Origin of the sequence: Rothia terrae, assembly GCF_014705925.2 — a bacterium.
Lineage (GTDB): Bacteria > Actinomycetota > Actinomycetes > Actinomycetales > Micrococcaceae > Rothia > Rothia terrae.
Genome location: NZ_CP061539.1, coordinates 2,303,894 through 2,322,236 on the forward strand (window position 1 = coordinate 2,303,894; position 18,343 = coordinate 2,322,236).

16 protein-coding genes are annotated in these 18,343 nt (G+C 54.5%); 7 read left to right on the forward strand and 9 right to left on the reverse strand.

Annotation, left to right across the window (positions count from 1 at the left end; all coding sequences use genetic code 11):
- Window positions 1-32 precede the first annotated feature (32 nt).
- Both IDM49_RS10520 and IDM49_RS10525 read left to right on the forward strand, forming a co-directional pair.
- Window positions 33-1,214 carry a FecCD family ABC transporter permease gene (locus IDM49_RS10520; protein ID WP_190724469.1) on the forward strand — a complete coding sequence of 394 codons (1,182 nt, stop codon included), beginning with the start codon at window positions 33-35 and terminating at the stop codon, window positions 1,212-1,214.
- Window positions 1,198-2,235, forward strand: coding sequence for a FecCD family ABC transporter permease (locus IDM49_RS10525; protein WP_190724470.1), 1,038 nt, complete (start codon window positions 1,198-1,200; stop codon window positions 2,233-2,235). Before IDM49_RS10520 ends, IDM49_RS10525 begins: the two co-directional genes overlap by 17 nt.
- Window positions 2,236-2,345: 110 nt before the next feature.
- Here the strand turns inward: IDM49_RS10525 and IDM49_RS10530 are convergent, their stop codons facing one another.
- The 3 genes from IDM49_RS10530 to IDM49_RS10540 form a co-directional block, all read right to left on the reverse strand.
- Window positions 2,346-3,107: a GTP pyrophosphokinase gene (locus tag IDM49_RS10530; protein ID WP_190724471.1), complete on the reverse strand. Its 762-nt coding sequence runs from the start codon at window positions 3,105-3,107 to the stop codon at window positions 2,346-2,348.
- Between the two features lie 160 nt (window positions 3,108-3,267).
- On the reverse strand, window positions 3,268-4,290 hold the full coding sequence (locus IDM49_RS10535) for a magnesium and cobalt transport protein CorA (protein WP_190724472.1): 1,023 nt from the start codon (window positions 4,288-4,290) through the stop codon (window positions 3,268-3,270).
- A gap of 107 nt (window positions 4,291-4,397) precedes the next feature.
- Window positions 4,398-4,973, reverse strand: coding sequence for a hypothetical protein (locus IDM49_RS10540; protein ID WP_190724473.1), 576 nt, complete (start codon window positions 4,971-4,973; stop codon window positions 4,398-4,400).
- A 198-nt stretch (window positions 4,974-5,171) separates the two neighbouring features.
- Here IDM49_RS10540 and IDM49_RS10545 point away from each other — a divergent pair, with 198 nt between their 5' ends.
- A complete protein-coding gene (locus tag IDM49_RS10545) occupies window positions 5,172-5,945 on the forward strand; it encodes an SDR family NAD(P)-dependent oxidoreductase (RefSeq protein ID WP_190724474.1) in 774 nt (257 codons plus the stop codon).
- A gap of 168 nt (window positions 5,946-6,113) precedes the next feature.
- Here IDM49_RS10545 and IDM49_RS10550 read toward each other — a convergent pair whose 3' ends face one another.
- Window positions 6,114-7,409: an adenylosuccinate synthase gene (locus IDM49_RS10550; RefSeq protein ID WP_190724475.1), complete on the reverse strand. Its 1,296-nt coding sequence runs from the start codon at window positions 7,407-7,409 to the stop codon at window positions 6,114-6,116.
- A gap of 292 nt (window positions 7,410-7,701) precedes the next feature.
- On the opposite strand from IDM49_RS10550, the gene IDM49_RS10555 reads away from it, so the two are divergent.
- From IDM49_RS10555 to IDM49_RS10565, 3 genes are all read left to right on the forward strand, one after another.
- Window positions 7,702-8,547: an HAD family hydrolase gene (locus IDM49_RS10555; protein ID WP_228008092.1), complete on the forward strand. Its 846-nt coding sequence runs from the start codon at window positions 7,702-7,704 to the stop codon at window positions 8,545-8,547.
- A gap of 181 nt (window positions 8,548-8,728) precedes the next feature.
- Entirely contained in the window at window positions 8,729-12,613 is a 3,885-nt protein-coding gene (locus IDM49_RS10560; protein WP_190724476.1) for a S8 family serine peptidase, read from the forward strand.
- Between the two features lie 108 nt (window positions 12,614-12,721).
- Window positions 12,722-13,876: a polysaccharide pyruvyl transferase family protein gene (locus IDM49_RS10565; protein ID WP_190724477.1), complete on the forward strand. Its 1,155-nt coding sequence runs from the start codon at window positions 12,722-12,724 to the stop codon at window positions 13,874-13,876.
- An 87-nt stretch (window positions 13,877-13,963) separates the two neighbouring features.
- Here IDM49_RS10565 and IDM49_RS10570 read toward each other — a convergent pair whose 3' ends face one another.
- Window positions 13,964-14,614, reverse strand: a complete 651-nt coding sequence (locus IDM49_RS10570; protein WP_190724478.1) for a DUF4870 domain-containing protein — start codon at window positions 14,612-14,614, stop codon at window positions 13,964-13,966.
- Between the two features lie 219 nt (window positions 14,615-14,833).
- Between IDM49_RS10570 and nadE the strand changes: the two genes are divergently transcribed.
- Window positions 14,834-15,655, forward strand: coding sequence for an ammonia-dependent NAD(+) synthetase (gene nadE, locus IDM49_RS10575; RefSeq protein WP_190724479.1), 822 nt, complete (start codon window positions 14,834-14,836; stop codon window positions 15,653-15,655).
- Window positions 15,656-15,762: 107 nt separating this feature from the next.
- Here the strand turns inward: nadE and IDM49_RS10580 are convergent, their stop codons facing one another.
- The 4 genes from IDM49_RS10580 to IDM49_RS12315 form a co-directional block, all read right to left on the reverse strand.
- A complete protein-coding gene (locus IDM49_RS10580; RefSeq protein ID WP_190724480.1) occupies window positions 15,763-17,448 on the reverse strand; it encodes a glycoside hydrolase family 13 protein in 1,686 nt (561 codons plus the stop codon).
- A 141-nt stretch (window positions 17,449-17,589) separates the two neighbouring features.
- Window positions 17,590-17,721, reverse strand: coding sequence for a hypothetical protein (locus tag IDM49_RS12435; RefSeq protein WP_265578795.1), 132 nt, complete (start codon window positions 17,719-17,721; stop codon window positions 17,590-17,592).
- A 54-nt stretch (window positions 17,722-17,775) separates the two neighbouring features.
- On the reverse strand, window positions 17,776-18,081 hold the full coding sequence (locus IDM49_RS12310) for a LysE family transporter (protein ID WP_322745996.1): 306 nt from the start codon (window positions 18,079-18,081) through the stop codon (window positions 17,776-17,778).
- Between the two features lie 40 nt (window positions 18,082-18,121).
- Window positions 18,122-18,265, reverse strand: a complete 144-nt coding sequence (locus IDM49_RS12315; protein ID WP_228008094.1) for a hypothetical protein — start codon at window positions 18,263-18,265, stop codon at window positions 18,122-18,124.
- Window positions 18,266-18,343: the final 78 nt, after the last annotated feature.

An 18,343-nucleotide genomic window follows, 5' to 3' on the forward strand; every position in this document is an offset into this window, starting at 1 on the left:
ATAGTTATCCAAGAGGGCTTTTGCTAGGAGGTATGGTGGCAGTCGTAGGAATCAGTCGTGTTCGCGCACGCCAATTCTCACTGCGCCATTCAATCTTTGCGCACCGACGAATCCCTCTTATAGCCTTTCTCTCGCTCCTTCTGTTGGTGTGCCTGATTATACTTTCTCTAGGTATCGGTTCTCGTGCGCTCACCCCAACGGAAACCCTTCAGGGACTTTTCAGCCCAAGCACTACTACTGAATCAATTATCGTTTGGAAGCTTCGTTTACCCCGTACACTTGCTGCCATTGTGGTGGGCGCATCCTTAGCAAGTGCCGGTGTCCTCATGCAAGCACTGACTCGTAACCCTTTAGCGGAGCCAGGACTACTCGGCGTAAATAGTGGAGCTGCGATAGCTGTAGTCAGCGCAGTAGCATTTTTTGGGATAACTTCCACCGGTGGTCAGGTGTGGTTCGCCCTGGCAGGCGCAGCGTTAGCTGCCTGCTTATCCTTCTTACTAGGAAGTACTCGCAGTCGCTCACAGGACTCCGTGACTCGACTTATTCTTGCTGGTGTTGCGCTAAACGCCTGTTTCGGTTCTATTACTGGCATTATCACAATGTTTAATTCCGTAGCTTTTGATTCTCATCGTTTTTGGGTGGTGGGATCAGTTGCTGAGCGCACTTACGGTTCAATAGCGGCCGTTACCCCCGTAATTCTTGTTGGATTGGTGGCGGGGTTACTACTCATCAAACCGCTATCCGTTCTCGCGTTGGGTGATGACTGTGCTGCTAGTTTAGGGCTCCCATTACCGATTATCCGAGTAACAGCTCTTACCGCAATTACTCTCTTATGCGGTGGTGCGACAGCGCTTGCTGGTCCAATTAGCTTTGTGGGTCTAGCAGTGCCGCATGCTTTACGGATACTAGTAGGCAACAAGCTTTCACGTCTGTTGCCCATGTCTCTTATCGCCGGTCCTATACTGATGCTTGGCGCCGATATTTTGGGACGTGTCGTTGCCATTCCCAACGAAATCGAGGTTGGAATCGTCACTGCTTTTATAGGAGCACCTGTTCTGCTGTGGCTGGTGATGCGTATAAATTCAACCCCTAAGACACCTCGCTTTAGCAAAACAATGCGCGCTGACTGCTCCTCAAAAAACTATTGCACTGCGCCTAGTGAGTCTCTGAACCACGCTAAGCGAAAGCACCTTCCGCATGCAGGAAGAGCGTGAACTAGTGCAGATTCGGCGTGAAACATGGACGGTTCTGTGTCTATTAACATTGGTGATCATGGCGCTTTTCACCCTGTTGGCGGGGACCTATCAGGTGGAAAGCGGAAATATCTGGTCAGTATTAACCGGTAGCGGTAGCGCATTAGATCAACATATTATTTTCAATCAACGGCTCCCCCGCCTGGTAGCTGCGGGAGCGGTGGGTGCATCGCTGGGATTAGCTGGTGCTATCTTCCAGTCTGTTTCTCGCAACCCGTTGGGGTCGCCCGATGTTATTGGTTTTACAACAGGTTCTGCTAGCGGCGCGCTCTTTATTATGTTGGTCGCTAGCTCTATGACGAGTTCAGATTCTACTGGTTTACCTGGAATTAGCATCGGTCTGGGCGCTGTGTTAGGAGGTTTTCTCACAGCGGCCATCGTCCTTCTTCTAACGAGTCATGCATCCAAAAATGATGGAACGTCCCTGGGAAACCAGATGGTCCTTATAGGTATTGCGGTGGGAGCAATGTTAGGGTCGCTCAACGATTACTTACTCACCCGCGCAGATTTGGACGCCGCAGAGAGCGCTAAAACATGGCTCTATGGTTCTCTGAACGCGTTGACGTGGGATGTGGTGGCGGGGCCGGTTCTGCTTATTCTATTCTTCGTCCCAGCAACCCTACTTTTAACCCGCCGGTTACGAATTCTAGAACTGGGTGACGACCTGGCCTCTAGTTTAGGAGTCCCGCCTAAAGCCACTCTCAATATGCTGGTGGGAGCAGCTGTTTTATTAACTGCTCTAGCTATTATGCTGGGCGGTCCCATTAGTTTCGTGGCTTTGATTGCTCCGCAGTTGGCAACCCGTGCATGGAAGACACCGGGTATCGCTCTCTGTCAATCCTCGCTACTGGGCGCTACCTTACTCGAGATCGCCGATTATATAGCCGCCCATGCGCTGAGCCCTTTTCAGATTCCGGTTGGTTTAGTCATGGGGGCAGTAGGCGGCCTCTATTTACTGATAATGCTGATACGCACTCGATAGCTCTGAACCGTATCAGGGACATCGCTTTCACACTCTGACGTCAAAACGCTAAGAGAAAATCTGCAGTAGAGATTATCTAAATTAGTGACATTGTAGGTACCCGAGAGGGGCTAGTCTTTGTGTTTGATAGAGGCCATCTCCCACAGCTGTTGCAGCAACGCGGAGTTCGCGATTTCATCGTTACCCACGATGCGCGGCCCGTTGCCTTCACCGTGCACGGATGTATGTAGGCGTTCCATACGCTCATCTAATTCGGCGGCAACGCGAGCGGTCTCGGTAAGCTCATCGACCAAATGATTAGGCACTTCACCCTCGTACTTGTAGAAGATTTTGTGTTCCAAAGCCGCCCAAAAATCCATGGCAATCGTGCGAATCTGCAGCTCAACCACGACGTCCTTGGGCCCGGTAGATAGAAAGACCGGCACCTGCACAATCGCGTGCAGAGACTTATACCCGTTGGGTTTGGGGTTCTTAATGTAGTCTTTGACCTGCAAAACCGTGATGTCAGACTGGGAGGCGAGCGCATCCAGCACACGGTAGGTATCGGCGATAAAACTGCAGGTGATGCGGATGCCCGCGATATCGAAGATGTTTTGCGCGATTTGCTCGGAGTCTAGTGGGATGCCCTTGCGCACCAGCTTTTTAGCGATAGATTCGGGGGTTTTGATGCGTGAGCTAACGTGCTCGATGGGGTTGTAGCGGTTGCGCTGCATGAACTCTTGGCGCAGAATCTCCACCTTTGTCATGACTTCGTTGATACCGAACTGGTATTCCATCATGAGCTGAGCAAAATCTTCACCAACTGCTCGCATGGCGCTGAGCGCCGGTATGAGGGCTTCATGAAATTCGCGGGAGGAGTCGTGCTTTTTCATCGTGTTCCTAAAGTAGTGCGACGGGGTTATCCCACTATTTTTTCACGCACCGGGTGGGGGTAGGCAGAACGCAACCTGCAAAAATAACGTGAGAGGGGAGGGATGTGCCGTTTTTGAGCTTAAAAACGGTACATCCCTCCCCTCTCACGGTTCAAGGAATTTACAGCCATTCCTTACGCTTAAACACCATCCACAGCACGAAGGACACAATGACCATGAGCGCTAGCGACGCCGGATAGCCAAATGCCCAGTGGAGCTCAGGCATATCATCAAAGTTCATGCCGTAAATTGAGCCGATAATAGTGGGAGCAACCAGAATTGCCGCCCACGCAGAGATACGCTTCATGTCATCGTTTTGGCGCTCCGCAACAATAGTGGAGTTCACAGCGAGCGCGTTCTCCAGTGAATTTCGCAGGTCATCTACGCGATCATTGACATGCAAAACGTGGTCGTTGACGTCTCTAAACCGGCGGATGAGTTCTACTTGCTCCTCGTTGTCTTCCGCCTTGGCAAGGATTCGGATGCGTCCCATCAGAATATCCAGCATCTGTCCCACAGGTTTTACCGCACGCTTGAAGTCGCTCACCTCATTCAACAATCCGTAGGTGCGCTGAGAGATTTCGGAGGCCTCTGAATTATCGGCAAACAGGGTATCTTCAACCTCGTCCCCGTCATTTTCAAGGCCTTCGATAACCGGGAAGTAGCTATCTACCAGCGAGTCAAGGACGCGGTGCAAGAAGACGAGCGGGACGACGGGGCGCCCTTCTTCATCGAGTGCCTCTTGGAAGGCGTCCTGCATTGCTTTGCGGGTTTTGTCTTGTGAGCGCAGCGCGTCCTTTACCAGCCAAATCACGAAGTTTTTGCCGACGAACATGTGGGTCTCACCAAAGCGGACTTCTTCTGTCTCGTCGAGGTAAACGGTGGGGCGAAGAACCAGAAAGTAGGTGCTGCCGTAGCGGTCGAGCTTCGCGCGCTGGTGACCGTGTTCGGAGTCTTCCACTGCCAGCTCGTGCAGGTCAAAGATGCGGGTGAGCAGCTGAAGATCATCGTGTGTTGGGTCGAGCAGGCCGATGAAGGCGCGGTCGTCACTGTCGGCAGAAAACTTGGTTTCCAGTTCGGCCAGTGTTTCAATTTCTTCAATCGGCCCGTCGATGCGGGCTACTTTATTGAGTAGCAAAGACATGGTTTCTATCTTAGGTGAGGACACGTCGTTGCACGAAAACGACTACCCCTGGTGTTCCGCTCACTACAAGGTGTTAAAGTCCCAGTGGATGAGCGCAGCGCCAAGGGTTAGTTCAGCGCGCTCAGGTAAAACAGAGCAACGATGCCACCCACGAGCGTCCCCAACACAAGTTCGAGCGCACTATGACGCTTGTTGTGCAGGCGCGCCCAGACAGTCACCGCCCAGATAAGTGCCCCGACCACAAAATAGAGCGTAGCCCCACCCAAATACACCGGCAACACAATCCCGAACAACGCCGCCATCAGGGCATGAATACTGACTTTGATGATGAAGTTGAGAAGCATCGCAACGACCAGAGTCGCGGCAGCGGTATTCATGATGAGCTGCACGTCACGGCTTGTGGGAAGCAGGTTAAGCAGCAGGCATCCGATGACAACGGATACCAGCGTCATGACGTACAGTTGCGTGCGCTGTTCACGCACCTGCACAAAACGGTCGGTGGTTTTGCCGCTTCTGGCCAGTCGAATAGAAAGTGCTTGCGGCACAAACACCAAGAATCCTAGTGCCACGCAAATTGCAGGTAGCGGATGCGGGTCTGTAGCTAGCGCAATGGTCGAGATAAGGATTCCGCAGAGAATAAACGGAGAGAAAATCTCGGCAAGCAAAGAAGCAAGTTTGTGCATGGCATCGTTTCTGGTAGGTGTTTGTCTCTAGGGTACTCCCGATGCCGTATATCCCGCAGCAAAAGTCCTAGCGAGCATCGCTTTCTGCGGCGCTCGCAGTGTTCGCTACACGGTAACGATGCGTCTTATACCTTTACTTTGACTGTTCGGAAGAGAAAGATAAGTATAAAGACTTTTTGATACATGAAAGGTAAAAACATGGCTCCCTTGGCACTGGTTACAGGCTCATCAGCCGGTATTGGTTTCAACATTGCGCAGCAACTAGCCCAGCGCGGTTACGATATCATCACCGTTGGCGCGTCCGATCGCGTGCACGAATCCAGCAAGCACCTGCACGGCGGTCAGGTCTACCCTGTGCAGGTTGATCTCACAGCCGATGGCGGCGTTGAGCAGCTGTGGGCAGAGGTTGAAAAGCTAGGACGCCCGCTGGATATTGCCGTACTCAACGCGGGTAAGAGCTTGGGCGGCTCTTTCGTCGATACTGACCTCGACGAAGAGCTGTATATGCTGAACTTAAACGTCACTTCGCAGGTCAAGCTCGCGAAGAAGGTCGTGACCGCTATGGCAAAGCAGCGTAGTGGACGCATCCTTATTACCACTTCAATGTCAGCCTTGACTCCCACCCCGTTCGAGTCTATTTACGGCCCCACCCGCGCTTTCATGTACAGCTTCGCCCAGGGTTTGCGTGAAGAAATGAAGGATTACGGCGTTTCAGTGACCGCGCTTTTACCCGGTGCTACCGCAACTGACTTCCACCACACCGCAAAGATGGATAACACCAAGTTCGGTGATAACAGCTGGAAGAACGATCCAGCGTTGGTTGCCCGACGCGGCGTTGAAGCGCTGTTGGCTGGCAAAGACCACGTGATCGGCGGTAACCTCAAGACCCGCATCGACGCTTTCAAGAAGAAGTTCCAGAGCGAGGCAGCCAAGGCGCAGCAGTTCGCGCGTTCTAGCCGCCCGAGCAAGTAGGACGCGGCGTCCTACGGTGGGCAACCTCTAGCGTTCCGCTCACCGCAAGGCATTAAAGTGCCAGCGGATGAGCGCAACACCAGGGGTTACCCCGCACGCCACGCAAAAAGCCACCCGGCGCCTCACCAAGAGGTGCCGGGTGGGTTTTGTATGAAAGCGAAAGAGGCTTTACTTCTCGTCCTCTATCAGGTCGCGCACGACGATGGTCTGCTCGCGGCCGGGGCCAACGCCGATTGCTGAGATGCGGCATCCTGAGATTTCTTCAAGCTTCTCAACGTACTTGCGAGCGTTCTCGGGCAACTCATCGAGTGACTTAGCTTCGGTGATGTCCTCGGTCCAGCCATCGAAGTACTCGTAAATGGGCTTCGCGTGGTGGAAGTCCGACTGGGTCATGGGCATCTCATCAAAGCGCACACCGTCAACGTCGTAAGCTACACATACCGGAATCTTATCCAGGCCGGTGAGAACGTCCAGCTTGGTGATGAACAGATCGGTGAAGCCATTGATGCGCACTGCCTGACGCGCCAGCACAGCATCGTACCAACCGCAACGACGCGGGCGGCCGGTGTTCACGCCGAACTCGCCGCCGGTCTTCTGCAGGAACTCGCCCATCTCGTCGAAGAGCTCGGTGGGGAAGGGGCCAGCACCCACGCGGGTGGTGTATGCCTTCTGAATACCAATCACGCGTGAGATGCGGGTGGGGCCAACGCCTGAGCCGACGGATGCGCCGCCAGCGGTGGGGTTGGATGAGGTGACGAAGGGGTAGGTGCCGTGGTCAACATCCAAGAAAGTTGCCTGGCCACCTTCCATGAGCAGGTTCTTACCCTCGTCCAGCGCGTCGTTAAGTAGCTGAGTGGACTCAACAATCATGGGCTTGAGGCGCTCAGCGTAGCTCATGAAGTACTCAACGATTTCTTCAACTTCTACGTGGTGACGGTTGTAGACCTTCACCAACAGTTCGTTCTTCTGACGCAGTGCGCCTTCTACCTTCTGGCGCAGAATAGACTCGTCGAGAATATCCTGAACGCGGATGCCCAGGCGTCCTACCTTGTCCATGTAGGAGGGACCGATGCCGCGTCCGGTGGTTCCGATAGCGCGCTTACCCAAGAAGCGTTCGGTGACCTTATCCATGGTCTGGTGGTAGGGCGCTACCAGGTGCGCGTTTGCTGAGATTTTGAGCTTTGAGGTGTCTGCACCGCGTGCTTCAAGACCGTCAATTTCTTCGAAGAGAGCTTCGGGGTTTACCACAACGCCGTTACCGATAACGGGTACAGCGTTTTCTGAGAGGATGCCTGCCGGAAGGAGCTTGAGCTCGAACTTCTGGCTGTTGACAACAACGGTGTGGCCTGCGTTATTGCCGCCGTTGGGCTTGACAACGTAGTCGACGCGTCCGCCGAGCAGGTCGGTTGCTTTGCCTTTACCTTCGTCGCCCCACTGGGCACCGACGATTACGATCGCTGGCATGAAATGTGTACTCCTTGGTAAGGATGCTTCACCCGGCTGAATTTCACAGCAGGTGCGGTGTGCGTGAGCGTGGTTTCTACACCGCGCTGCTGGACGGCATAAGTGCAGTGCACACCAGTTTTTAAGAATACCCGTCTGATGTGTAGGCGGGCTATCTTTTGCGGGTTTTTATGCTGACAAGTTGCGGTTGAGTGGTCGAGAGGTCAATTTTGGACGGGTTTGGGGTTAAAAACTGTCTTACATTGACCTCTCGGAGCGGGTGGTAGCTAGGCTTAAAAGTGCAGTTACTTGTGTGGAGGTTGAATTGTCTCAGCTGATTTTTTTGGACGTCGATGGCACTGTCTGCGATTACGAAGGCAAGGTTCCTGCTTCTGCGGTGCAGGCTATCCGTGCCACGCGCGCCAACGGGCATCTGGTGTATTTGTGTACCGGTCGTAGCCGCGCAGAAATTTATCAGGAGCTTTGGGATATCGGTGTCGACGGGCTGATTGGCGGCAACGGCAGCTACGTGGAGCACCGTGAAGAGGTGGTTGCTCACCAGCTTATCTCCGCTGAAGATTCGCGGGGCATCGTGGATTGGCTGACAGCCCGAGGTCTCCCCTTCTTCCTTGAAAGCAATAACGGACTGTTTGCCAGCCCAGATTTTGAGGAGGGAGCTGCCACCGCTATTCGCGACTATGCCGCGGGCAAGGGCAACCAGGACGCCGCGTCCTTCACCGTGCGCAAGGCTTTTCCCGAGATGATTTTTGACGGCGAACTCTACCGCAGTGACCTCAATAAGATCAGTTTTGTTCTGCATGATTACCAGGATTTTCTGGATGCTAAACAGCAGTTTCCTCATCTGAAAGCGGGGACTTGGGGCGGCAAGGGTGAGCACGCCCTGTTTGGCGATTTAGCGCTTGATGGAATCACTAAAGCAACCGCTATGCAAAAGCTGGTAGAGCATCTCAATAAATCGCAGGCTGACACTGTAGCGTTTGGTGACGCCGCAGTGGATATTCCGATGTTCGAATACGCTGCCCGTAGCGTCGCTATGGGTAATTCTGGGCAGGGTGTCAAGGACGCAGCTGACTGGGTAACGGCGGATGCCACCGAGGATGGTCTCTATAAGGGTTTTGCGCATCTGGAGCTTATCTAGCCGGTATTTCTGCACGTCAAAGAACAGTTTGTCACAAAAGGTTCATGACGTAAGAAAGCTGCATTTTGCCCATTTGGTGGATTTTTTCACAGGATTCCTTGACAGAGCGGTGACACATACCACTAAATAGTGAGTGAACTATATCACCACATCCACTTTGGAAACTCCCCGAGGAACCCATATGAAAAACACATCACCGCGCAAGAAGTTTATGCGTGCATGCACGTCCACGGCTTTGGGTCTTAGCTTGGCGCTACCGCTTGCAGCCTTCCCCGCTGCTCAGGCGCTGGATTTGAGCAAGGCAACCCCCACCGTCACCAACCCTGCAACGTCTAAGGTCAGCGGCAATTTGAAGGACGCATCCGGCCAGGTAGCCGTGTTCGTCACCTTCAAAGGCAGCGGCGCATTCGAGGCAACGCAGCCCGCGAATGTTCGCCAAGGCAAGTCAGAACCCGTCAAGGCAACTGCACAGGCGCAGTCCATTGAAAAGGCAGTGGAATCCCAGGCCGCTCAGGTTTCTGATCAGGCAAACTCTGAGGTTCTCTATACCACGCACAATACCGTGCGCGGCGTGGCACTTCAGGGCGATGCGCAGGCACTGCGCGATCTTGCAGGACGCAGCGATGTTGAGCATATTGCCCGCATCATTCCCAAAAAGCGCAGCAACGGTGGCACCGTCATCGACACCAAGGCTATTGATACTTGGACTCAGACCGGCCACACCGGTAAGGACGTCAAGGTAGCAGTGATTGACTCCGGCCTTGACTACACTCACGCTGATTTTGGTGGCCCGGGCACCGATGAGGCGTACAAGGCAGCTAAGGCATCTAAGGATATGCCTGCTGCCGACAGCAAGCTTTACGACCCCGAAAAGTTCGTGGGTGGCTACGATCTTGCCGGCGATGATTACGACGCTGAACAGGCTGACAAGGCTCCTCAGCCCGACAGCAACCCTCTTGACTGTGAACTTGGTGGCCACGGCACTCACGTTGCAGGCACCACCGCTGGTTACGGCGTCAACGCTGACGGCACCACCTTCAAGGGCGATTACACCAAGCTCACCGCAGAGCAGGTCAAAGACATGAAGATTGGCCCGGGTTCAGCACCCGAGGCGCAGCTCATGAGCTTCCGCGTCTTTGGTTGTGAAGGTTCAACCAACCTCACCGGCCAGGCACTGGATATGGCGCTTGACCCCAACGGTGACGGCGACTTCTCAGACCGTGCAGACATCGTCAACCTGTCCCTCGGTTCAGACTTCGGTTCTGTTGATGATCCCGAAAACGCAATCGTGGATGCCCTCTACCGCAACGGCACTCTGTCCGTTATTGCAGCAGGTAACGCTAACGGTTACAACGGCGAAGGCGATACCTACAACATTCTGGGTACCCCCGGTAACACCATTTCATCGCTAACCGTTGCAAACTCCATTGGCTCTTACGCTTACGGTGACAAGGCAAAGATTCTTGCGCCCAAGGGGCTCGGTGACGTTGTTGGTGACTACAGCGCGAACTTTGACTACGGTTCTGCAACTGAAGATCAGCTGACCGGCGAAATCGTCATGACCACTCCCGAGAACCCCTACGCTTGCGATGCGTACCCCGACGGTACTGATTTTGCGGGCAAGTGGGTCTTCATTGACTGGTCAGATGAGACCGGTGACTTCCCCTGCGGTTCAAAGGTTCGCTTTGACCACATTGAGGCAGCAGGCGGTAAGGGCGTCGTTCTAGCATCACAGGTGAAGCTTGAGGATTCCGGCATCGCTGGCAACACCACCATTCCCGGCGTACGCATCAATTCCGATAGCGCCGAGAAGGTTCGTGAAGCCGTCAAGCAGGGCGGAGCTAAGATCCAGCTCAACGCCGATTGGCAGTCAACCGTTGCTGTTGAGACCGGCGCACGCGACACCTTGAATCCCTCAACTTCACGCGGCCAGCACGGTTCACAGGGCTTTACCAAGCCCGACGTTGCAGCACCCGGCACCTCCATTAAGTCAGCAGGCGTTGCAGGTGGCTCAGACCCCGCCGTCATGACCGGTACCTCTATGGCGTCCCCGCACGTAGCGGGTGTTGCCGCACTGGTTCTTGAGGCACACCGCGACTACTCACCTGCCAACATCAAGGCAGCAATCATGAACACCGCTAACCACGATCTCGTGGACGATGAAGGCGATGTATTCTCTGTTGAGCGCGTAGGCTCGGGTCGCATCGACGCATTGGCAGCTATCAACGACGATGTCTTCCTCTACAACTCAGACCGCCCCGAGCAGGTTTCAACCTCCTTCGGCGTAGCTGAGGTAGCTCACGGCGACACCACTACCCTGACCCGCAAGGTCACCGTTGAAAACCGCGGCGATAACGCACGCACCTTTGAGGTCAAGCTGGCAGACAGCTCCAGCCTGGAAGGCGTAAGCATCTCAGCTCCCTCATCCGTGAGCGTGGGTGCGCACTCCTCCACTGAAATCACTCTGACTGCAACCATCGACGGCTCCAAGCTCGCAAAGCAGCTTGACGCTTCCACCGAAGAAAAACAGTTGGACGAGGCACGCCAGTACATTTCAACCGTCTCAAGCCGTTTGATTCTGACCGACGGCGGCTTGCAGCTGCGCACTCCCGTTCAGATTGCGCCCAAGCCGGTCTCTGACATGAAGGTTGAAGACAGCAAGATTAACTTCGCTACCGATGAAGAGGTTGCAAAGGTAAAGCTTGCAGGCTCATCACTCAACCAGAACGGCTACGTATCAGCACTGGGCGCCTTCCAGCTCGGCATCGAAAGCCCGCGTATTCCTACCGGCAAGCTTCCGATTCCTTCAGCTCAGGCAGCAGATCTGCAGTACGCAGGCGCTAACTCCACCATCCCGGCACAGCGTGCAGCGGGCGTCAAGGATCAGCCCGCGTTCGTGAACTTCGGTCTCACCTCATGGGGTAACTGGGACACCGTAAACCCCAACTTCGGCTACGAGATTGATATCGATATCGACAATGACGGTCAGGCAGACTTCTTCGCTATTACCTCACGCGTCACCGGTCTTGATTACCCCATAGTTGAGCTACACAAGCGCAACGCAGAGGGTAAGTTCGACATCGTAGACCTACAGCCTCTCAACGGCTCATTTGGCGATATTGACACCAACACCATGGACTCCAACGCGATGGTTCTGCCCGTCCAGTACGACAAGCTGGGCATTACCGATGAGCAGGCTCAGAACTTCCGCTACAAGGTCTTCTCATCCAGCTGGGCACAGCAGGGTGACTTTGAAGGCACTGACTGGGTCTCTTACAACCCCGTCAACCCGGAACTCGCATTCGGTGCAGATAAGAACGTGAATGGCTCACTGTTCGTTGATGCTCCCGAAACCAGCCTGGTTGCTTTCGGTAACTCACAGCACGACACCAAGGCTCTGTTCCTGCACATGCACAATGCAACCGGTGATCTCTCCGGTATCCACGCAGGTGAAGACGGCGCTAAGGCTCAGGTTGTAGGCGTGGGCAAGACCAGCGTCATCAAGATTCAGGATGCTCGCTTTACCGACGTTCCCAAAGACTATGTGTTCTACAACGAGATTTCCTGGTTGGCAAGCCGCGGCATCACTACCGGTTGGAGCGATGGCACCTTCCGTCCCGCTGCGTCAGTAGAACGTGGCCAAATGGCAGCATTCTTCTACCGCATGGCAGGATCACCACAGTACACCCCACCGGCAACCTCACCGTTCAAGGACGTACCCACTGACTACGTCTTCTACAAAGAAATCGCGTGGATGCATTCACAGGGCATCGCCAACGGCTGGGACGACGGCACCTTCCACCCCGCTGCGTCAGTAGAACGTGGCCAAATGGCAGCATTCTTCTACCGCATGGCAGGATCACCACAGTACACCCCACCGGCAACCTCACCGTTCAAGGACGTACCCACTGACTACGTCTTCTACAAAGAAATCGCGTGGATGCATTCACAGGGCATCGCCAACGGCTGGGACGACGGCACGTACCGTCCTTCTGCATCCATTGAACGTGGTCAGATGGCCGCATTCATCTTCCGCTTTGATCAGCAAGTTCTCAACAACAAATAGAACTTACTGAACCAAACGCAAAGTTAAGAAGGGTGGTCTCAACGGCAAAACCGTTAAGACCACCCTCTTACCATGTTCGTCCCCTGTTTTCTGAGTAAAATTCACACTATGTTCTCCAAAGTTCTCGGACTAAAATCCGCATCTACCCAGGCACAAGTCGTACCCGAATCTTCCTTTGAAGGTCCTGTCTATTTGATCTCCATGGCTGGTTTTCCCAACTACGGTGATGAACTCATAGCTGCTCGTTGGCTACATTTTTTGGCAGAACATCACCCAGATGTTGATGTTTGGTTAGACGTGCGAGAACCTGGCACAGTTGCCTCACTTCTTAAAGGAATACATCCTCGTCTTCACATCACTAATACTCTTTTTCGAGCTATCCACGAACATGTTCACGGATTAAACCGCACTCCAGCTGAGCTGGTCAGAGATTTGGGGTCTCCTAAATTCGATGTTGGTCTCTTGGAACTACGAGAAGCCACAACGATTCACTTATTAGGAGGTGGGTTCGTCAACGCTATCTGGCAGGAGAATACCCTGCTGGTAGATGCGATGCGTGCTGCCCGTGAAATCTCCGGAGCACGCCTGCTTGCTACTGGACAAGGTTTAATGCCCCGAGTTCCTGAAGACTTTCATGACTTTGAGTACGTCAGTGTAAGAGACCAGGCAAGCGCAGACAGTCTGGGAATAGCGCGCGGTTACGACGATGCTTATCTCGTAACCGGAGTGCCCACTTTTTCTGAGCAGAGTTATACACCAGAAGAATCAGAGCTATATATCTGCATCCAGAATGATGCCTTGGATGAAAATGCTCATACCCAGCTGATTTCATACGCCAAAGCTCAAATCGAGAAACTAGGCATTCCACGCGAAAAGACTTTCTACGTTGAAGCAATTCCAGGCGATGATTACGCTGGTTACGCATCGCTTCGCGAATACATTTCTGAGGATAATGGGTTTATCCCCTTTGCACATTTCTGGCGTTCAGGGTTTAGATTTGCACCCCATCAGGTATGGTTGACGACTCGCTTTCACCATCATTTGGTGGGATCGATGCACGGGGCACGTGGTATTGCACTGAGCGGAAAAGTCGGGTACTACGATGTAAAACACGGTTCGCTCGCAGATACAGGTACGCGTTGGAAGGTTCCTACCGACCTCACGCGCACTTATAGTTTTGATGATTTAGAAAGCCCACTACCGTCGGCTCAGCAGATTCAGATCAAAAATAGGGAAGCTCAGCAACTTTATACTGCTAAGTAAAACGCTAAAGAGCCCCAATACCAAGGGGGCGCGGCGTCCTCTCCTGAAGAGAAGACACCACGCCTCCTTGTGTTTACACAGAGCTAGCTACTTGAGGATGCGAATCTGCATGGGATAGTTGTAGACCTCGCCGTTATTAGCCTTAACCGCCGCAATGATATGGAAGATCAGCATCGCGATGGTAGTTGCTAAGAAAACAATCCACATAAAGACAGCTGCAATACCGAAAGTAATCGCGATAACCAGCCACGCCGCCATGTTGATCACCCACATGGTGAAGTTGAAGTTAAAGGCACCGGCGGATGCCACGCGCACAAACGCGTACCCCGGCTTGTCCTTGTAAATAAACCAGAAAATCAGCGGTGCCACAAAGCTCAAGAACGTCGCGCTGAGAACCGTAGCCACCAAGGATGAAAGATGCGAGAGCACCGCAATCATCTTGGCATCCGACGGAATGGGATTACCGTAAGCATCAAAAGTCTGCTGCTGACCGCCAAAACCGGTGTTCTGGTTGAACTGGCCGTGGTGAGGCTGCCCATAGCCCTGCTGGCCGCCAAAGCCAACGTTGCCGGGCTGCTGAGTAAACTGGCCGGGCTGCTCATTCAGCTGGCGCGGCTGCTGATGCTGGCCCTGCTGGTTCTCTGAATGACGGTAGCTACCGTAGGGGTTCTGCCCCGCACTATTTTCGCGGTTTTCGTTATCGAAATTAGGGTTTTCCGGGTTGGGCGAGGTGCTCATTGCTCTTCTCTTTCATAGGAACTACATCTGATGTATCCAGTCTATCGGCGCCAGACCGCGCCCAACAGGGGTAAGCCTAAAGAGTAGAGCTGGCTCTACCGGGCCCCTACCAGCGCAGTGGAGGAGACCGCGTCCTTACTGCCTAGAAACAATTTCGCTATAAGCAACCCAACCGCCCTCACGTTTTATAACCCCGCTCACACAGACTACCATGGTTATATGAGTGAACTCCAGAAGAAAATCATCGAAGAACTCGGCGTACACCCTGAGATTGACCCCGCAGAAGAAATCCGCAAACGCGTCCAATTCCTCTGCGACTACCTCAAAGCAACCGGCACGCAGGGCTTCGTGCTCGGCATCAGCGGCGGCGTAGACTCAACCCTCGCAGGTCGACTCTGCCAGCTCGCCGTCGAAGAACTCGCCATCGAAGGCACCGACGTCGACTTCGTTGCCATGCGCCTACCCTACAAAACCCAGGCAGACGAAGACGACGCACAGGCAGCCCTCAAGTTCATCCGCCCCAAGCACACCGTCACCTTCAATATTGGTGACGCGGTCGACGGCTTCGCATCCGCATTCAACGAGGCAACTCTGCGCGACATCGCAGACTTCAACAAGGGCAACGTCAAAGCACGTGCCCGCATGATTGCGCAGTACGCGATTGCAGGTGAAAAGAACCTGCTCGTTGTAGGTACTGACCACGCGGCAGAATCCATCACCGGTTTCTTCACCAAGTTCGGCGATGGCGGCGCGGACGTCCTACCCCTGGCTGGCCTGAACAAGCGTCAAAACCGCCTGCTACTGAAAACCCTCGGTGCTGAGGATCGCCTGGGGGGGAAGGTGCCCACCGCAGACCTACTCGACGGCAAGCCCGGCCGCACCGATGAGGACGAGCTCGGCATCACCTACGACCAGATCGACGATTATCTTGAAGGCAAGCAGATTGATGCCGCTGCCGCCGAGAACCTTGAAGGCAAGTACCTGCGCTCACGCCACAAGCGTGCCCTACCCGTTACCCCGGCAGATACCTGGTACAAGTAGGCCGGTTCTAGCCCTTACGGCGGAAAGTTACTCCCGAAGTGCGTTTGTACTGACACTAGTGTCAGTACGTTCACACTTTGGGAGTAACTTTTTGCGCAAGGTGGGGGCTAGCTCAGCTTCAGCCAAACCGTCGTCGCGCCGGGCACAATATCGCCGCTGACGTCCGCGGACGCCACCTTTAACTCACCTACGGCAAGCTCAGCGGGCAGTTGCACGGGCTCATTGCCGAAGTTGGTGAAATTCACCCAGCCGTTGGGACGACGGAAAGCCAACGCGTCCTCGCTACCGGATTCCAGCCATTCCAGCCCCTCGGTAGTCTGCAACTCACGTCGCGCCTTAAGGGCCACACGGTAGAGGTTGAGGGTGGACGCGGCGTCGTCCTCCTGAGCCTGCACTGAGTAGTCACCGAACCATGCCGGCTGAGGCAGATGTGCCTTAGCCTCACCGAAACCGAAGGAGGCACCTTCACGCGTCCACGGCAGGGGCACACGGCAGCCGTCACGACCAATGTTGACGCCGGGTGAGCGGAAGAAAGTGGGGTCCTGACGCTCTGCATCGGGAATATCTGCAACCTCGTGCAAGCCGAGCTCTTCACCCTGGTACAGATAGGCGGAACCGGGCAGAGCCAACTCAAAGAGGGTAGCTGCGCGAGCGCGCTTTTCACCCAGTTCGCGGTCGAGCTGATCCTCGCTACCGCCCGCTAGAAGCCATTCGCGAGCTACCTGCTCATTCGTCTTCTCGGGGTCGATAGCAAGACCGTAGCGCGTTGCATGGCGCACCACGTCGTGGTTGGAAAGCACCCACGTCGATGATGAGCCTGACTTGGATGAAAGCTCCAAGTTATCGCTGACGATTTTCTTGAATTCGCCCGCATCGAAACGCGCCGAGAGAAGGTCAAAGTTGAACGCCTGACCCAGTTCTTCGGGCGACGCATACGGCGGGCGACGGTCAGTCTCAACCCACGCCTCAGCCACAGCGGTGCGCGGCGGGTTGTACTCGTTGAAGACCTCACGCCACTCCTTATAGATGTCGTGGACGTCGTCGCGATCCCAGATGGGGTGGTTACCATCTTTGGGCATGGCAAGAAGCTCAGCCTCGCTGGGAAGGTCGCCCCACATATCGCCTTTAGCGCAACCGTGCGCAACGTCGATGCGGAAGCCGTCCACGCCGCGGTCTGACCAGAAACGGAAGGTCTTTTTGAAGTCCTCGTGGACGTCGTGGTTGTTCCAGTTGAGGTCAGGCTGTTCGGGGGCGAAGAGGTGCAGGTACCACTGGCCATCCTCGACGCGTTCCCATGCGGGACCACCGAAGATTGAGACCCAGTCGCTCGGTGGTTCTTCACCGTTTTCACCCTTACCTTCGCGGAAGATGTAACGGTCACGCTCGGGGGAACCGGGGCCAGCCGCCAGGGCAGCCTTGAACCATTCGTGCTGATTAGAGGTGTGGTTAGGCACAATATCAACAATCAGCTTGATACCAGCCTCCTTGAGAGCAGCCGACATTTTGTCGAAGTCATCCAAAGTGCCGATCTTGGGGTCAACATCGCGGTAATCATCAACGTCGTAGCCGCCATCAGCCAGCTGTGAAGGGTAGAACGGTGAAAGCCAGATAGCGTCCACACCCAGCTCTTTGAGGTAGGGAACGCGTGAGGTAATGCCCTTGAGGTCACCGATGCCGCTAGCATCAGCGTCCGCATAGGAGCGCGGGTACACTTGGTACACCACTGCCTGACGCCACCAGTCGGGGTCAATACCGAGAGGGGTTTCGCCGTTGAAATCCTGGTTTTCAGTCATGAAAAGTCCTTAAGCGTGAATGTGTAGCTTGTTCTTACAACGCTAGCTAAGTGTGATTCATGACGGAAGACAGTGTTAAAGAATGCCGATTTTAGGCACAAAAGTTTTCCTAGAACTTTGCGCCACCAACGCCGCGAGGGGCTACAACCAGTGCGCCACCTGCTCGCCCACCAACATCAGCGCGATGATGATCATGACGACGCCGGATGCCCGTGATACCCACTGTGCCGCAGCCGGACGTTTACTTAGCACCTTGCGGACAGAGAACCCCACGATCAAATAAACCAGAACACAGTTGAACGTGTGAATGTGCCCCAGCACGCCGAGCTAAATCATCATCGGCCACGTGTTATCTACGGACGTAAACTGCGGCAGCAACACCACGTACGTGAGTAGCGCCTTGGGGTTTAGCCCGCTGATGCCGGCGCCGGTCCAAAACTGGCGTGCAGGCGTCGTTGCTCGCACCGATGCTCCTGATGCAATAGGCTCGCCGGATGCGGCGTCCACCGCTTGATCGGGTACCACGCCATGCAGGGTGGGCGGGTTGAACAGCGTCGTTACTCCTAGCCAGAGCAGGTATACAGAGCCAACAATGGTGAGCGTTGCCAGCGCACCGGGCACACCTGCAATCAGGGCAGACGCCCCCTACGGCTGCCAGCAAAGCCAGGATTACCTAGCCCAAGCCCAGACCGGCAACAGCGGGCACAGGCGTCCTGTGTTTGATTGCCGCGTTAATGGTGTACGCCCAGTCCGCGCCGGGCACCCACGCGAGCATGAACGACATGAGCCAAAACGCGCCGATAATAGAAAGCGGCATGGAGTCCTTTCAAAAATTACTCTCATAATGCGAAAGTACTGACGCTAGTGTCAGTACAAACGCATTTTAGGAGTAACT

Bases quoted from the DNA above. Each gene is read 5' to 3' on its own strand.
- IDM49_RS10520 (WP_190724469.1), top strand. From the start codon at position 33: ATGGTGGCAGTCGTAGGAATCAGTCGTGTTCGCGCACGCCAATTCTCA.
- IDM49_RS10525 (WP_190724470.1), top strand. From the start codon at position 1,198: ATGCAGGAAGAGCGTGAACTAGTGCAGATTCGGCGTGAAACATGGACG.
- IDM49_RS10530 (WP_190724471.1), bottom strand. From the start codon at position 3,107: ATGAAAAAGCACGACTCCTCCCGCGAATTTCATGAAGCCCTCATACCG.
- IDM49_RS10535 (WP_190724472.1), bottom strand. From the start codon at position 4,290: ATGTCTTTGCTACTCAATAAAGTAGCCCGCATCGACGGGCCGATTGAA.
- IDM49_RS10540 (WP_190724473.1), bottom strand. From the start codon at position 4,973: ATGCACAAACTTGCTTCTTTGCTTGCCGAGATTTTCTCTCCGTTTATT.
- IDM49_RS10545 (WP_190724474.1), top strand. From the start codon at position 5,172: ATGGCTCCCTTGGCACTGGTTACAGGCTCATCAGCCGGTATTGGTTTC.
- IDM49_RS10550 (WP_190724475.1), bottom strand. From the start codon at position 7,409: ATGCCAGCGATCGTAATCGTCGGTGCCCAGTGGGGCGACGAAGGTAAA.
- IDM49_RS10560 (WP_190724476.1), top strand. From the start codon at position 8,729: ATGAAAAACACATCACCGCGCAAGAAGTTTATGCGTGCATGCACGTCC.
- IDM49_RS10565 (WP_190724477.1), top strand. From the start codon at position 12,722: ATGTTCTCCAAAGTTCTCGGACTAAAATCCGCATCTACCCAGGCACAA.
- IDM49_RS10570 (WP_190724478.1), bottom strand. From the start codon at position 14,614: ATGAGCACCTCGCCCAACCCGGAAAACCCTAATTTCGATAACGAAAAC.
- nadE (WP_190724479.1), top strand. From the start codon at position 14,834: ATGAGTGAACTCCAGAAGAAAATCATCGAAGAACTCGGCGTACACCCT.
- IDM49_RS10580 (WP_190724480.1), bottom strand. From the start codon at position 17,448: ATGACTGAAAACCAGGATTTCAACGGCGAAACCCCTCTCGGTATTGAC.
- IDM49_RS12315 (WP_228008094.1), bottom strand. From the start codon at position 18,265: ATGCCGCTTTCTATTATCGGCGCGTTTTGGCTCATGTCGTTCATGCTC.